We start from the raw sequence: 15,295 nt of genomic DNA on the forward strand, positions 1-15,295 counted from the left end.
AACCACCATGAACGACATGCCCGTGAAGGTGCGCTCTGTCGCCGCCGTCGAACCAGCCCTTTTTGTCCTCACGCTCGATTGCGATGACAAGCCCGGCATCGTGGCGGCCATCACCACGGAACTGGCGGCCATCGGTGGCAATATCGTGGAAAGCAATCAGTTTCGCGACAGGCTGACCAACCGCTTTTTCATGCGCATTGCTTTCAGCGCGCCGCTTGGCATGTCGCGTGAGGCGATCGAGCATGCACTGAAACCGGCAGGCGAGCGGTTCGGCATGAAATTCGCGGTGGCCGATGCCAGCCGCAAGCCGAAGATCGTTCTCATGGTGTCCAAATTCGATCACGCCATGCTGCATCTTCTCTATCAGATCCGCGTCGGCTGGCTGAATGCCGAGGTTGTTGCCATCGTCTCCAATCATGAAGATAGCCGCGAAACGGCGGAAAGTGCGGGCATTCCCTATCATTCATGGGGCGTGAACAAGGACAACAAGGCCGAGCAGGAAGCCCGCCTGATCAATCTGGTACGCGAGACGCAGGCCGATCTGGTGGTCCTCGCACGCTATATGCAGGTGCTATCGGATAATCTGTCCAACCGCCTGTTCGGCAAGATCATCAACATCCACCATTCGTTCCTGCCATCCTTCAAGGGTGCAAAGCCCTATCATCAGGCTTTCGAGCGCGGCGTGAAGCTGATCGGTGCAACGGCGCATTATGTGACGCCGGATCTCGACGAAGGCCCGATCATTGAGCAGGAAACCGAGCGGGTCACGCATTCCATGAGCGCGGAAGATTTCGTCGCCACCGGGCGCGATATCGAAAGCCGGGTTCTTGCGCGGGCGGTGAAGATGCATCTGGAAAACCGCGTTATGCTCAATGGGCACAAGACGGTGGTTTTCGCGCAATAGGCCGAGGGCCTATATATCCAGTTCCGCGTCTGCGCCCCGTTCGAGAAGCCAGTCGCGGAACAGTTCAGCCCCCGCTTTGGCGGGCGTTGAGCGGGCATGACGAGATGAATTGTATCGCCGGACCGATGAAAAATATGCGTGGCGGGCACAAGGCGTCCGGCCACGATATGATCATGGACGAGGTGTTTCCAGCCAAGCGCCACGCCTTGCCCCTGCACCGCAGCCTCAATGGAGCTGAGCGCGTCGGTAAAGACGAAATCCTGTTCAATGCGCGGGTTTGGTACGCCGGAGCGTTCCAACCATTCGCGCCAGCCAAGCCGCGAGCGGTGGCGCTCCTCGAAATGCAGCAGCGTGTGGTTCAGAAGATCGCTCGCTTCCTCGATCTGTCCGCGCTCCTTCAGATAAGCGGGGCTGCAAACCGGCCAGACTTCCTCCGTCACGAAGGGCCAGGCGAGGATGCCCGGCCATTTGCCTCTCCCCAGACGCGCTGAAACGTCGATATCTTCTTCAAGCAAATCCTGATCGTCGCGACTGCTTTCTTCGATGCGCAGCGCCACATCCGGATGCTTTTCCTTGAACCCTTTCAGGCGTGGCAAAAGCCATAGCTGCACGAAGGATGCCGAGAACGACACGCGGATGATATCGCGCGAGTGTTTCTTGCGCATGGACGAGATGACCATGTGCAGATGGTCGAATGCTTCCTGCGTTTCGCGATAAAGCCGCTGGCCTTCCGCCGTCAGTTCCAGACGGCTGCGCTCGCGCCGGAAAAGCTTCAATCCGGTGGCTTCTTCCAGAAGCTTGATCGTCTTACTCACCGCTGGCTGGCTGACATTCAGCTCTTCCGCTGCCGCCGTAAAGCTCAGCCGTCGAGCCGCCGCCTCAAACACGAAGAGGTAATTGGCCGAAGGGATGAGCGAGCGGAGTCTATGCATAATCTGAAGTTATATCTTCGCGGATTTTTTATCAAGCTCACAGGGGGCAGAACCCTCTGTAATGTAACGCACAAAGGAGTCCGTATTGTCGCCGGGAGCGACGCTTCGGCAATCTCCAAATCATATATTGGAAGGGAACTTGGAATGCAGACTCATGCGCGCGCGGTTGTCATCGGGGGAGGTTGCGTCGGTGCCTCCATTCTTTACGGTCTGGCCAAGCGGGGCTGGTCGGATGTCGTTCTTCTGGAACGCACGCAGCTCACCGCCGGTTCCACATGGCACGCGGCAGGCCTGATCCCGTCCTATGCGCGCAGCATCAATATCGGCCGCATGATCAATAAATCCATCGAGATTTATGAAGGTCTGGAAGCCGAGACCGGCCAGCATGTCGGCTGGCACAAATGCGGCCAGTTGCGCATTGCCAACACGCGCGACCGGCTGGACGAATATAAGAGCTATATGAGCGTTGCCGAAGTGCAGGGCCTGCGCGCCGAGCTGGTTTCTCCGGCACGCGCCCGTGAATTGTGGCCGCTGCTTGAAAACAATCATGACATGCTGGGCGCGCTCTATCACCCGGATGACGGTCATATCGCGCCTGCCGATGTCACCATGGCGCTTGCCAAGGGCGCGCGCGACAGAGGCGCGAAGGTTCATCTCAACACGCAGGTCAACGGTTTCGAGCGCCTGCCAAGCGGCGAGTGGAAGGTGAAGTCCAATCAGGGCGACATCATCTGCGAGCATATCATCTCGGCGACTGGCAACTACGCCCGCCAGACCGGGGCCATGCTCGGTCTCGACATTCCGGCGATCCCGATCGTCCATCAATATTGGATCACCGATGCGGTGCCGGAAGTGATCGAGCGCAAGCGTCAGGGCCTGCCGGAAATGCCAATCCTGCGCGACGAGGGCTTTGAGGGCTATCTGCGCGAGGAAGGCGACGGGCTGATGTTCGGCCCTTATGAGAAGACGGAACATCTGAAGCTCTTTGCTGAAAACGGCGTGCCGGAATGGTTCGGCGCCGATCTTCTGGAAGAGGATTTCGATTCTGTTTCGTGGAACTGGGAGCAGGCCATCGAGATGGTTCCCGCACTCGGTCGCGTCGGCATCAAGGCCAATGTGCGCGGGCCGTTCCAGATGACGGCGGATGAATTGCCGCTGGTCGGTCCGGCCTGGGGGCTGGACAATGTCTGGCTGGCCGAAGGCGTTCCGGGCGGCATCCTGTGGGGCGGTGCAATCGGCTATTATCTTTCGGAGCGTATCGTGGAGGGCGGCAACAGCATCGATACGTCCGAACTCGATCCGCGTCGTTTTGGCGATTACGCCAACAAGAACTGGACCCGCGAGAAGGTGCGCGAATCCTGGGGCACCCATGCCGAGCAGCATTATCCGGGGCAGGACATGCCCGCCGCTCGCCCGCAGAAAACCGCGCCGTCCTATGACCGCCTGACGGAACTGGGCGCTGTCTGGGGCTGCCTTAACGGTTGGGAAATGCCGAACTGGTTCGCACCTAAGGGCGTCGAGGCCAAGGATCAGTACAGCTGGCGCTGGACGGAAAAGGGCAAATATGTCGGCGAGGAAGTTGAAGCGGTCCGCAATGCGGTCGGCCTCGTCGAAATGACGCCGATGACCAAATTCGAGGTCAGCGGTCCCGGCGCGGAAGCCTGGCTCGACGGCATTCTCGCCAACCGCCTGCCGAAAATTGGCCGCGTCAACCTCGCGCATCATCTGACCAAGAAGGGCGGCGTGCAGGCTGAATATGTGGTATCGCGTCTCGATGACGGTACTTTCTATATGATTTCCACCCCGCGCGCCGAACGCTGGAACTTTGACGACCTGTCGAAGCTGCTGCCGAAGGACGGTAGCGTTACCCTGCGCAATGTGACCAATGATCGGGGTTGCTTCACCGTCGTCGGGCCGAAGGCGCGTGACGTGTTGCAGTCGCTTACCGAAATCGATCTGTCGAACGAGGCGTTTCCGTGGTTCGGCATCAAGTCTGGAACGGTCGGCCTTGCCAGCGATGTGCGCTTGCTGCGCGTCAATTATGAAGGCGAACTGGGCTGGGAGCTTTATCATCCGCTGGCCTATCAGCGGCATCTGCTGGAAGCCTTGCTCGCATCCGGCAAGGAGCACTGCCTGCGCCTTATCGGCCTGCATGCGCTGGAATCGCTACGGCTCGACAAGTCCTATCGCGCCATGTACCGCGACATGAACACCGAGCTGAGCGCCTGGGAAAGCGGCCTCGAACGGTTCATCCGTCTCGACAAGGGCGATTTCATCGGCAGGCAGGCGCTGGTTGAGGAAAAGGAACGCGGCATCAAGCGCCGTTCGGTCACGCTTGCGGTTGAAACCGATGGCGCCAGCACGCTGACCTGCGAGGGTGTCTACCATGATGGCAAGCTGGTGGGGCGCGTCACCTCGGGCAGCTATTCCTACACGTTCGGGCACGATATCGCGCTGGCGCTGCTGCCGGTCGAGCTTGGCGTGCCGGGCACGGAACTGGAAATCCCGGTTCTGGGTGAGATGCGCAAGGCCCGTGTGATCGAGGAATCGCCATACGATTCGGAAGCCAAACGCGCGCGCCTTTGATCGTCCGTCCAATAGTTAGTGCGAACCGGCTCCGATATATCGTTACGACGATCCGGTTCGCCTCAAGGAAAGGTTAGTACCATGAAAGTCCTTGTCGCAGTAAAACGGGTTGTCGATTACAACGTAAAGATCCGTGTGAAGGGAGACGGCTCGGGCGTTGAGCTTGCCAACGTCAAGATGTCGATGAACCCTTTTGACGAGATTGCGGTTGAAGAGGCGATCCGTCTGAAGGAAGCTGGCAAGGTAACGGAGATTGTGGCTGTTTCGGTTGGCCCGGCACAGGCACAGGAAACGCTGCGTACCGCGCTTGCCATGGGTGCGGACCGCGCCATTCTGGTCAAGACCGACGAGACGGTTGAGCCACTCGGCGTCGCCAAGGTGTTGAAGGGCGTTGTCGAGGCTGAACAGCCGGACCTCGTCTTCCTCGGCAAGCAGGCAATCGACGACGATGCCAACCAGACCGGCCAGATGCTGTCGGCGCTCCTCAACTGGAGCCAGGCAACCTTTGCCTCCAAGGTGGAACTGGCTGATGGTTCGGCCAAGGTGACGCGCGAAGTGGATGGCGGTCTGCAGACCATCGATGTGAAGCTTCCGGCGATTGTCACGGTTGATCTTCGTTTGAACCAGCCGCGTTATGCGTCGTTGCCCAATATCATGAAGGCGAAGAAGAAGCCGCTGGACGAGAAGTCGCCTGCCGATTTCGGCGCCGATATTGCGCCACGCCTCAAGGTGCTGAAGACCGAAGAGCCGGGTGGCCGCAAGGCTGGCGTCAAGGTTGGCTCGGTTGCCGAGCTGGTTGAGAAGCTCAAGGCTGACGGCATCATCTAAGAAATCGGAAGGGACGAGATAAATGGCTATTCTTCTTATCGCCGAACACGACAATGCAACCCTTTCGGACCAGACGGCAAAGGCGCTGACGGCAGCTGCCCAGATCGGCGGCGATGTCGATATTCTGGTTGCAGGCAAGGGTGCAAAATCTGCAGCCGATGCAGCCGCCAAGCTCAAAGGCGTGCGCAAGGTTCTGCTGGCTGAAAGCGATGCGCTGGAAAACCGTCTGGCCGAGCCAACGGCAGCACTCATCGTGGAACTCGCCGCCAATTACGACACGGTCATCGCACCGGCGACGACCTCGGCCAAGAACATCCTGCCGCGCGTTGCAGCACTTCTCGATGTGATGCAGTTGTCCGAAATCATGGAAGTGGTGTCAGCGGATACGTTCAAGCGTCCGATCTATGCGGGCAATGCGATCCAGACAGTGCAGTCCACCGACGCCAAGAAGGTGATCACAGTGCGTACGGCCTCCTTCTCCGCAACGGGCGAGGGTGGTTCGGCTGCCGTCGAGAACGCAACCGTGCCTGCCGATCCGGCGCTGTCGAGCTTTGTTGGCAATGCGCTGTCGGCTTCGGATCGTCCGGAACTGACCTCGGCGAAGATCATCATCTCAGGCGGTCGTGCACTTGGTTCGGCTGAAAAGTTCCAGGAAGTGATCCTTCCGGTTGCCGACAAGCTCGGTGCGGCGGTTGGCGCCAGCCGTGCGGCAGTCGATGCGGGCTATGCGCCAAACGACTGGCAGGTTGGCCAGACGGGCAAGGTGGTTGCACCGGACCTTTACATCGCTGTCGGCATCTCCGGCGCGATCCAGCATCTGGCTGGCATGAAGGACAGCCGCGTCATCGTCGCCATCAACAAGGACGAAGAAGCGCCGATCTTCCAGGTCGCCGATTACGGCCTCGTCGGTGATCTCTTCACCGTGCTGCCGGAGTTGCAGAAAGCTATCTGATACACTTAGAAAACATCCCTATGCCTGAGTTATCCAGGCGATGGGGATGTTTCATCGTGACCAATCGCGGGAACAAAGCGGTGATGACGATTCTTGACTGGCAATCAGGTGGGGGTGTCTGGGGAAAACGCCTGCTTCTCTAAATTACGACTAGTCCAAATTGTCTGTTTCCATTCCGGTCATTTAACGCTTTTCCTTAGCTTTATATCCAATCAGAGTGACGGCATTTTTGTCCTGATTGGGATCACTTGAACATGATATCGACGGGGGTCACGTTCTTGAGATCGATTTAGCTTCGGAATTGAGGCTGATTTGAATGTTCGTGCGTTAAATTCTAATCAGGTCTCGATTTCACAGCTGGGAGATATCATGGATGGTTGCGAAGGGCCGTCAGGAAATCCTGAACCGAAGCGCGCAACGGTTCGTTTCGCCGATGAAAGGCGACGATAGAGACCTCCGGCATATCGTTGATCGGCAGTGAAACCAGTCCCTGCATGGCGTAATCCTGCGCAGTCATCGCATCCACGACGCCGACTCCACCGCATGCACGAACCAGACTGCAAACAGTTCCGCAAAACGGCACAACGCATACAGGATCATAGTTTAGTCCTTGAGCGGCAAAGGCTGTGCGAATGGTGCCGCCCATGGGCGACCAGTCTGCATTGTAACAAACCAGCGGGTGTTTGGCGATAATCGCGCAGGTAAGTGACTTCAATCTAGCCAGTGGATGATCCGATTGAATGACTGCAACCAAAGGGGTCTGTCCGACAATATAGGAGTGAAATTCGGCCTTTGGCGGTAAAGCCATTTGTAAACCGATGTCAGCCTCCTCTTTGCGCAGGTCCTCTTCGGGTGTGTGAACCTTCAAAAGTAGGCGCTGTCTCCAGTCACGGTAACCTGCATTAAGAAGCACCGGTCCGATAAAACTTTCAACGAGTGCTGGCGTTGCAGAAATCGCCACTGGGCGGGACGCGCGATGACGCAAGGTGGATAATTCAGAGCGCACAAGGGTGTGCGTCGTGAAAATTGGCATCGAGAGCGCAAAAAGCTCATTTGCCTCGCGTGTCGGTTCAAGACGATTGCCGGTACGATGAAAAAGCGAGAAGCCGAGCCTGCTCTCCAGGCGCTTCAATTGTCCGCTCACACTGGGTTGAGATATTCCCAGCAAGCGCGCGGTTTCAATTGTCGTTCCAACGCGCATGAGCGTCCCGAACAGTTCCAGTTCACGCAAATCCATTATCAGCCTATTAATAAGAGATAGCAGATTTATTATTATCCATACGGGTGGTTGTTGTCTAATTTCTTTGTTGAAGAAGCGGTGGCTATAAAAAATAAGGGGATGCCGCTTCAATCACAGCAAATGGTGTAGGAGCACTTTCATGCTTTCCAGGCTCGGCCTAAAAGGCCTTTTTCTCGCCTCTGTCTTTTCGCTTTCCGCTCTCACGGCGCAAGCTGATCCACTGCGTGTCGCTATCGGTTTTGATCCCATCACACTTGATCCGATTGCAACCAGTGACAATGGTTCGATCTGGACCCAGCTGCTCATTTTCGACACGCTCGTTCGCCCGGACAAAACCGGCGAAAAGCTTGAGCCGGGCCTTGCAGAAAGCTGGACCGTTTCTCCGGATGGGCTGACGCTGAAGTTCAAGTTGCGGGATGCCAAGTTTTCTGACGGCACGCCGGTGACGGCCGAAGACGTGAAATTCTCTATTGAACGTGCTGCTTCCAAGGAATCCGGATGGGGTCGGTTCTATCGTCCGATCACAGGCTTTGAGATCGTCAGTCCGCATGAAATCACGATGAAGCTCGCCGAACCTTTTACGCCGGCCTTCAACAATCTGGGGCTTTTTGCCGCTGCGATTCTACCCAAGGCGCAGGTGGAAGCCAAGGGAGCGGCGTTCTTTGACGCGCCCGTTGGATCAGGTCCTTTCATGCTGAAGTCCTGGGTGCGGGGCTCGAAGGTGGAGCTGGCTAAGAATCCGCATTACTGGCAGCAGGGCAAGCCTTTCGTTGACGAGGCGCGTCTCGATGTCGTTACCGAACCATCTGCACGCGCCATCAAGCTTGAGGCGGGCGAAGTCGATGTGGCGCTCGATCCGCCCGTCAATCAACTAAAGGAGCTTGGCAATAAGGAAGGTATCAGTGTTGGCCAGACCATCCCTTATCGCGCCGACTTCGTGCAGCTCAACACCACACGCAAACCCTTTGATGATGAACGTGTGCGTCAGGCACTGAATTATGCGATTGACAAGAATGCACTGGTACAGGGCGTGCTTTATGGCGCTGGCAAGCCAGCTGCATCAACCATGCCTGTCATGGCCTATGCCGATGCGAATCTAACGCCTTATCCTTATGACCTGGCCAAGGCAAAGGCGCTTTTGACTGATGCGGGTTACGCCGGCGGCTTTGAGGCCCAGCTTGTGGTCGACTCAGGCGCCGCAACCAGCCGCAATGCAGCTATTGCACTTCAGGCGATGCTGCAACAAATTGGTGTCAAGCTCAAGGTACAGATGCTGGAAGGCGGTACCCAGTGGGAAACGACCAAAGCGGGCAATTACGATATGTCGGTGTCCTACACCACCTCCGACACAATTGACCCCGATCAGATCATCGGTTTTGTCGCCGTTAATCCGGAACGCGCGAATGCCTACCACACCCAGTGGAAGAATGATCGTCTCAACGAGCTTTACGCGGAAGAGCGAAAGACCGCTGATGGGGAAAAGCGTGGTGCGATGTTTAAGGAAATGATCGGTATCCTGCATGACGGCGCACCGTATATTTTCCTCTATCATCCCGCGACAGCCTGGGCGGTGCGCAGCACCGTGAAGGGCTTTGAAGTGCTTCCCACTTCAAACTTCCGCCTTGAGGATGTGAAACTCGAAAAATGAGGTGAGCCATCGCCTCGCGATTCAGCGCCTGCGGGTCGATTAAGGATAGCAGGCGCGAATCCCGCCGCCTATCACGGTTACGGCATTTCCCAGAGCCATGCGGCCGGTCAATTCCGCAAGGTACGGCATTCTTAATGAAGTGAGCCATCGCCTTTTCGAGAGATACTTTCGAAGTCCGGGCGGTACGCCAAAATCGAACGCCAGCGAACGCAATGATTTTTTCCATTCTCAAACGTCTGCTGATGCTGATCCCGGTTCTGTTGGGGATTACACTGATCAGTTTTCTGCTTCTTCAGATAGTGCCGGGCGATCCGGCGTCCCATGCGATGGGAACCCGCGCCAGCCCTGGAGAATTGCAGGCCATGCGTGAACTCTGGGGACTCGATAAGCCGTTATGGGTCCAGTACATCTATTTTCTGCGTGATTGCCTGACGGGGAGTTTCGGGGTTTCGATCTTCCACAAGCAGCCAATCATCGCTCTGGTGATGGAGCGATTGCCCTTCACATTAGCAATCGTGGCTTATTCAACCATTATAGCCCTTCTGATCGCCCTCCCGTTCGCCATTGTCGCCGCCATTTATCGCGGCCGGTTCATCGACAACGTCATCCGTCAGGTGTTTGTGGCGCTCATTGCCATGCCGCCGTTTTGGCTTTGCTATATGCTGATTATCTGGCTAGCGCTTGGCATGGGCTGGTTCGCTACCGGTGGTGTCGGCACTGGCTTCTGGATCAACATAAACCGGCTTTTCCTGCCCTCTCTGGTTGTCGGTCTTTCAACCGCAGCCCTCATACAGCAGAGTCTGCGCGCCGCGCTCATAGACACGATGAAGGCTGATTATATCGACACGGCCCGCGCAAAAGGTCTTCGCCGTCCGGAAATCTTTCTGCGCCATGTGCTGCCAAACAGCCTTATCTCAACAATATCCATCATCGGCGTGCGGGTAAGCTGGATAGTCGGCGGCACCGTCGTGGTCGAGAAGATCTTCTCTGTACCCGGTCTTGGAAGCCTGTTGATCGATGCCATCGTTTCGCGCGATCTGCCCGTCATCCGCGGCCTGACCGTCTTCTTCGCAATCATGGTTGTGATTGTAAATCTGATTACCGACATCTGCTACGCGCTGGCCGATCCACGCGTCAGGATGGAGTAGACCATGTCCATTCCCGGCAAACTTCTGCACACCTGGTCCGGTGCAATTGGCCTGCTCATGCTGCTGATCACACTGGCCGCTACTGTCCTGACACCGATATTGTCACCTTACGATCCCTTCGCGCTCGATTTTGCGGGCGCGATGCAACCGCCGTCTGCGCTGCACTGGTTCGGCACCGATAATTTCGGGCGCGATATTTTTACCCGCATTCTGGCGGGCGCCGTATACGATCTGCGTCTGGCGCTGATCTGTGTCTTCGGTCCCATGATCATGGGTGTGATGATCGGTCTGATCGCAGGTTACTTCGGCGGGATTGTCGATGCGGTGCTGATGCGTATCACCGATATCGTCTGGGCTTTTCCATTCTATGTCCTCATCCTGGCTATAGTCGGGGTGCTTGGGCCCAGTGAAACCAATCTTTATATCGCCTTCTTCATCGTTAACTGGATCGGCTATGCGCGCATTGTGCGCGGTGAAACACTGCTTGTGTCGCGGCTGGAATATATCGACGCCACACGCGTTTTGCGATTTGGCAAGCTGCGTGTGATGCTGCGCCACATCATGCCCAATGTCGTCACGCCGGCGATTGTCTATTCAATGTCCGATGTCGTGCTCACCGTTCAGGCCGTGGCCGCCATGTCCTTTTTCGGCCTCGGTGTGCAGCCTCCCGCGCCGGAATGGGGCCTGCTGATCGTCGAAAGCATCGATTATATGCGCGAGGCGCCCTGGATGACCATTTTTCCGGGTCTCGCCATCGTCTGGATCGGCATTGCATTTTCGCTGCTTGGCGAAGGTCTGTCCACCACGCTGAAACCGAAGGGGTAAGTCATGAGCCTTCTTTCTGTCCGCGACCTCATGACCGAGTTTGGCAGCCCGTCGGGTGTCGTTCGTGCCGTCGATGGCATCAGCTTCGATGTCAATCCCGGTGAAATTTTTGGAATTGTGGGCGAATCCGGCTGTGGCAAGTCAGCCACCTGTCGCTCGATCCTGCGCCTTTTTGGTGGTGCCGCCGCGCGGGTCAGCGGCGGTCAGATACTGCTCGAGGGCGTCGGCGACCTCGTTCCGATGAAGGAAAGAGCACTGTCAAAGATCCGCGGAAGCGATGTCGCCTTCATTTTCCAGGATCCGCTGACGGCGCTCAATCCGACCATGCGTGTCGGCAAGCAGATCAGTGAAGTCATACGCCGCCACAGAAATGTCAGCAAAAAGGCAGCCCGCGAGGCGGCGCTGCAACTGTTGCGGGATGTCCATGTAACGTCGCCGGAGCGCCGACTTGACGCGTATCCGCACGAACTTTCAGGAGGCTTGCGTCAGCGGGTGGTTATCGCGATGGCTCTCGCGTTGCGCCCGCGTCTGATCATAGCCGATGAGCCTACCACTGCGCTCGATGTTACCGTACAGGATCAGATATTGCGGCTCCTCAAAGAACGTCGAGACAGCCTTGGTGCCTCAATCATCTTGGTCACCCACGATCTTGGGGTCGTCTCCCAGATCTGCGATCGTATGGCGGTGATGTATGCCGGGCGTATGGTGGAAACGGGCACGGTGCGCGACGTCCTGGACAAGCCTTCGCACCCCTATACGAAAGCGCTGCTCGCCGCGCTTCCAGGTCAAGCCGCTCGCGACCAGGAACTTGTTCCCATTCAGGGAGCTCCCCCAGGGCTCGTCAATCCGCCTGATGGTTGCCGCTTTGTGCCACGCTGTTTCCGTGCCCAACCTCGGTGCGCGATCGGACGCCCGCCGGCGCTGGAGTTACGTGGCGGCTCATCCTTCGGTCATCTCGATGCGTGCATTCTGAATGAGGTTGCCAATGTCAGTGCTTGATTTCCGGAAGATCGAAAAGAAGTTTCCCGTCAGGCGCAGCCTTCGCGATGTTATTGCCAACCGTCCGCCTGTCAGTCTGCATGCGGTGCGTGGCGTCGACCTTGGTATCGAGCAGGGAGAAATACTCGGCATCGTCGGAGAATCCGGATGTGGCAAGAGCACGCTCGCGCGCATAGGCGTCGGACTGCAGCCCGGCAGCGCAGGGGAGGTGGTGTTCAATGGCCGTCGGCTTGACGGGCCGGACCGTGATGGCCGTCTTCAGATGGTCTTTCAGGATCCCTATTCCTCGCTCAATCCACGCATGACAATTGGCGCGCAGCTGGAAGAAGTGATCTCCCATTATCACCGCAATATTCCTGCCGGCGAGCGTAGGCAGCGGGCGCTTGACGTACTCGGGGAAGTCAATCTGGTAGCCGAAACGGCGTTGAAATTTCCGCATGCTTTGTCCGGCGGACAAAGACAACGCGTCTCGGTGGCGCGGGCACTCTGCGCCAATCCGCAGGTTCTGTTTGCCGATGAACCGGTCTCGGCCCTTGATGCCTCTGTTCAGGCGCAGATCATCAATCTTATGAAACGGCTCAACAAAGATAAGGGTTTGACCATAGTCTTCATTTCCCATGACATGAATGTAATCCGCTATCTGTGTGATCGCGTTGCAGTCATGTATCTGGGTGAGATCGTTGAATTGCAGGACAGTGCCGCCCTATTTGCTTCTCCCCGTCATCCTTATACAAAGGCTTTGATTGCAGCTGTGCCCGATGTTCGCCGTCCGCAGGCAACAGGCGAGCCGATAAGTGGTGAGATACCCGACCCCTTTGCCGTCCAGCCCGGTTGCCGTTTTGCGCCTCGTTGCCCGATTACCGAAGACATCTGCCACCAAAGCCAGCCCATGCAGCATCTTGTCAACGGCGGGCTGGTCCGCTGCTGGAAAGCTGAGCGCGCCTAAACCGTGAACGTCCTGATAGAAAGATCATCCAGTGTTCTTTGAAGATAATTCTGATTGGTCGCGCCGCTGTGAAGTCATCACCAGCTGCCTGACTGACACGTTTGCCGACCGCGGCCTGCGGGCCGACAATTTTGGTTTCGTCGCATTGCGTCAGAAAGGTCCCGGTGAAAAGCCGGATGGCTTTTCATATCGTGGCGACTGGCGCTGCTACCCCTGCAGTCTTGTCAAAGCATTTCATCTGGTCCATGTGCTCAACGCTATTGACCATGGCAATGTCGCCGATCATGAAGAACTGTCTCGCGCCGTGCGTGACATGATCCTGTGGTCATCCAACACCGGAACCAATTATGTCATCGACATTATTACGGGTACGACCGGCGATACCATGTTGGAAGGCTCCCAGTTCAACGAATGGCGGGAAAAGCGCGAGCACCTCAACAGCTTCTTTTCCGGACTCAACTGGCCAGAGTTCGAGGGTTGTAATATCACGCAGAAGCTGATGGACGATGTGCGCTATGGGCGTGAGGCTCAATATGCAGGGCTTGCGGGAGAAAATCTGAACGCGCTGACGCCGCTTGCCGCAGCGCGTCTGTTCAGCGCGCTTTTCTCCAGTCAGCTTCCGCTCTCAGCCGCTTCTGAAAACAGGGCAAAACAGACATTGCTACGTGACCGCAATAGTGCCGAAGCCAGACAGCCGCATTTTCAGGTTACCGAATTTCTTGGTGGCGGTATTCCTGCTGATGCGCAGATATGGAGTAAAGCGGGGAAGAATACCTGGACCGGTGATCCCAAAGCATCCTATTACAAACACGATTTGATCCGAATTGCCGTCACCGGAAAGTCTCCTGTCATCATCTGCCTGATGACACAGGGTAAAGAAATCTGCGAAGAATTTCCGGAGGCATTTCCAGAGATTGGAGAGCTATTCTTTGAAACTCTCCTCAACGATTGACAGCCTCGACAACCAAGCGGAAAAATTTTTAACAGGCTATTGCTATGCTCAAAAAGCGAACAGTTTACCTCAATGGAAACTTCGTTCCCCAAGACGAGGCGAATATTTCTGTATTTGACCGCGGCTTCCTGTTTGCCGATGCTGTCTATGAAGTTGTGTCAGTCATTGATGGCAAAATTCTCGATTTTGACGGACATGCAGCCCGATTGGATCGCTCACTTTCCGAGCTGCGCATCCGTCAGCCGCTTCACCGCCAGACGCTTCTTGATATTTTGCGGCAACTGATCATAGAAAACCAGCTCGATCAGGGACTGGTCTATCTGCAGATATCCAGAGGAAACCCCGGCGACCGGGATTTTGCGTTTCCAGACGAAGCCGTTCAGCCGACAGTTGTGATGTTCACACAAGCGGTGTCCAATCTGATTGACGGGCCAAAGTCAAAGACAGGGGTCAAGGTGATTTCTGTGCCCGATCTACGGTGGGCGCGTCGTGATATCAAGACTGTGCAGCTGCTTTACCCCTCAATGGCAAAAATGTTGGCAAAGCAAGCAGGCGTAGATGATGCGTGGTTCGTTCAAGATGGTTTTGTTACCGAGGGCACTGCCAATAACGCGTATATCGTTAAGGACAACAAGGTGATTACCCGTGCACTGTCTAACGATATTCTGCATGGCATTACGCGAACCGCCCTTTTGCGCTATGTGGCTTGTACGACGCTGGAAATTGTTGAACGCAGTTTTACTATTAAGGAGGTGATGGAGGCTGACGAAGCGTTCATCACTGGCGCCTCGACATTTGTCACGCCCGTAATTGCAATCGATGGTGAATCGATTGGTACCGGGAAGCCAGGCCAAATTACACGCGACCTGCGCGCGCTTTATATTTCCGAGGCACGAAAAACCGCCATCTAGAAGGGATTTTGAGTCGGCCGCGATATCCAGAACCGTTGGACAAAGAATAGTATGTTCGGAACTAATGGCCACTACAAAGACGAAGGTTAATTCTATTTCTGACTGGCAATCAGTGCATCACGATAGCAGGGTCGGCAGTTTGGACATCTACCGGAATCGATGCTCTTCAGTGTGGGTACCACGTGAATTTCAATTGTGAAAATGTTGCATGGTAATCAGTCGCAAGGCAGAAAGCCGGACCTTATTGGTGTGGAAAACGTGATTAGCTACTATAATTAGTTTTTAATGCTTTACTTATTCGACATACTTAGACAGCAATAAAATAAAACCAAGCAGTCGATAGATTAATCTCGTACAAGTGCTCCTAAATAATGGTCAGACTCCTTTTTCTCCTTCTTGGTGCGCGCGCCTTAAAACCCATGTG

The 15,295-nt window shown here is 56.0% G+C and carries 12 protein-coding genes and 1 pseudogene; 11 read left to right on the top strand and 2 right to left on the bottom strand.

The genetic code is table 11. From position 1 onward, the window contains the following. Positions 1-7: 7 nt before the first annotated feature. Positions 8-904 carry a formyltetrahydrofolate deformylase gene (gene purU, locus QLQ11_RS22385; RefSeq protein WP_124915665.1) on the top strand — a complete coding sequence of 299 codons (897 nt, stop codon included), beginning with the start codon at positions 8-10 and terminating at the stop codon, positions 902-904. Positions 905-1,038: 134 nt separating this feature from the next. Here purU and QLQ11_RS22390 read toward each other — a convergent pair. Further along, a pseudogene (locus QLQ11_RS22390) lies at positions 1,039-1,836 on the bottom strand (LysR substrate-binding domain-containing protein); the annotation flags it as partial. A 144-nt stretch (positions 1,837-1,980) separates the two neighbouring features. Between QLQ11_RS22390 and QLQ11_RS22395 the strand changes: the two are divergent. From QLQ11_RS22395 to QLQ11_RS22405, 3 genes are all read left to right on the top strand, one after another. After that, a complete protein-coding gene (locus QLQ11_RS22395; RefSeq protein ID WP_283735382.1) occupies positions 1,981-4,422 on the top strand; it encodes an FAD-dependent oxidoreductase in 2,442 nt (813 codons plus the stop codon). Positions 4,423-4,503: 81 nt separating this feature from the next. Then, positions 4,504-5,250 carry an electron transfer flavoprotein subunit beta/FixA family protein gene (locus tag QLQ11_RS22400; RefSeq protein ID WP_109366234.1) on the top strand — a complete coding sequence of 249 codons (747 nt, stop codon included), beginning with the start codon at positions 4,504-4,506 and terminating at the stop codon, positions 5,248-5,250. A gap of 22 nt (positions 5,251-5,272) precedes the next feature. Continuing rightward, entirely contained in the window at positions 5,273-6,202 is a 930-nt protein-coding gene (locus tag QLQ11_RS22405) for an electron transfer flavoprotein subunit alpha/FixB family protein (RefSeq protein WP_283735381.1), read from the top strand. Between the two features lie 367 nt (positions 6,203-6,569). Here QLQ11_RS22405 and QLQ11_RS22410 read toward each other — a convergent pair whose 3' ends face one another. Further along, complete coding sequence (locus tag QLQ11_RS22410; RefSeq protein ID WP_078340278.1) at positions 6,570-7,439, bottom strand: LysR family transcriptional regulator; 870 nt, start codon at positions 7,437-7,439, stop codon at positions 6,570-6,572. 142 nt (positions 7,440-7,581) lie between these two features. On the opposite strand from QLQ11_RS22410, the gene QLQ11_RS22415 reads away from it, so the two are divergent. The 7 genes from QLQ11_RS22415 to QLQ11_RS22445 all read left to right on the top strand — a co-directional run bounded on the left by QLQ11_RS22415 (position 7,582) and on the right by QLQ11_RS22445 (position 14,871). Continuing rightward, the gene (locus QLQ11_RS22415) at positions 7,582-9,090 is read left to right on the top strand and encodes an ABC transporter substrate-binding protein (RefSeq protein ID WP_283735380.1); all 1,509 of its coding nucleotides are present in this window, start codon (positions 7,582-7,584) and stop codon (positions 9,088-9,090) included. A gap of 212 nt (positions 9,091-9,302) precedes the next feature. Then, a complete protein-coding gene (locus QLQ11_RS22420) occupies positions 9,303-10,238 on the top strand; it encodes an ABC transporter permease (RefSeq protein WP_283735379.1) in 936 nt (311 codons plus the stop codon). A 3-nt stretch (positions 10,239-10,241) separates the two neighbouring features. Further along, positions 10,242-11,063 carry an ABC transporter permease gene (locus QLQ11_RS22425; RefSeq protein ID WP_011982799.1) on the top strand — a complete coding sequence of 274 codons (822 nt, stop codon included), beginning with the start codon at positions 10,242-10,244 and terminating at the stop codon, positions 11,061-11,063. Between the two features lie 3 nt (positions 11,064-11,066). Continuing rightward, on the top strand, positions 11,067-12,062 hold the full coding sequence (locus QLQ11_RS22430; protein WP_109365760.1) for an ABC transporter ATP-binding protein: 996 nt from the start codon (positions 11,067-11,069) through the stop codon (positions 12,060-12,062). Beyond that, a complete protein-coding gene (locus QLQ11_RS22435) occupies positions 12,049-13,008 on the top strand; it encodes an ABC transporter ATP-binding protein (RefSeq protein WP_011982801.1) in 960 nt (319 codons plus the stop codon). The genes QLQ11_RS22430 and QLQ11_RS22435 overlap by 14 nt, the downstream gene beginning before the upstream one ends. A 31-nt stretch (positions 13,009-13,039) precedes the next feature. Continuing rightward, positions 13,040-13,960, top strand: a complete 921-nt coding sequence (locus QLQ11_RS22440; protein WP_283735378.1) for a serine hydrolase — start codon at positions 13,040-13,042, stop codon at positions 13,958-13,960. Between the two features lie 44 nt (positions 13,961-14,004). Then, on the top strand, positions 14,005-14,871 hold the full coding sequence (locus QLQ11_RS22445; protein WP_109365762.1) for a D-amino-acid transaminase: 867 nt from the start codon (positions 14,005-14,007) through the stop codon (positions 14,869-14,871). Positions 14,872-15,295: the final 424 nt, after the last annotated feature.

Origin of the sequence: Ochrobactrum sp. SSR (assembly GCF_030067775.1) — a bacterium.
Taxonomy (GTDB): Bacteria; Pseudomonadota; Alphaproteobacteria; order Rhizobiales; family Rhizobiaceae; genus Brucella; species Brucella teleogrylli.

Coding starts and splice junctions, on each gene's coding strand:
- QLQ11_RS22425 (WP_011982799.1), top strand. CDS start 10,242: ATGTCCATTCCCGGCAAACTTCTGCACACCTGGTCCGGTGCAATTGGC.
- QLQ11_RS22430 (WP_109365760.1), top strand. CDS start 11,067: ATGAGCCTTCTTTCTGTCCGCGACCTCATGACCGAGTTTGGCAGCCCG.
- QLQ11_RS22435 (WP_011982801.1), top strand. CDS start 12,049: ATGTCAGTGCTTGATTTCCGGAAGATCGAAAAGAAGTTTCCCGTCAGG.
- purU (WP_124915665.1), top strand. CDS start 8: ATGAACGACATGCCCGTGAAGGTGCGCTCTGTCGCCGCCGTCGAACCA.
- QLQ11_RS22400 (WP_109366234.1), top strand. CDS start 4,504: ATGAAAGTCCTTGTCGCAGTAAAACGGGTTGTCGATTACAACGTAAAG.
- QLQ11_RS22445 (WP_109365762.1), top strand. CDS start 14,005: ATGCTCAAAAAGCGAACAGTTTACCTCAATGGAAACTTCGTTCCCCAA.
- QLQ11_RS22405 (WP_283735381.1), top strand. CDS start 5,273: ATGGCTATTCTTCTTATCGCCGAACACGACAATGCAACCCTTTCGGAC.
- QLQ11_RS22420 (WP_283735379.1), top strand. CDS start 9,303: ATGATTTTTTCCATTCTCAAACGTCTGCTGATGCTGATCCCGGTTCTG.
- QLQ11_RS22415 (WP_283735380.1), top strand. CDS start 7,582: ATGCTTTCCAGGCTCGGCCTAAAAGGCCTTTTTCTCGCCTCTGTCTTT.
- QLQ11_RS22410 (WP_078340278.1), bottom strand. CDS start 7,439: ATGGATTTGCGTGAACTGGAACTGTTCGGGACGCTCATGCGCGTTGGA.
- QLQ11_RS22395 (WP_283735382.1), top strand. CDS start 1,981: ATGCAGACTCATGCGCGCGCGGTTGTCATCGGGGGAGGTTGCGTCGGT.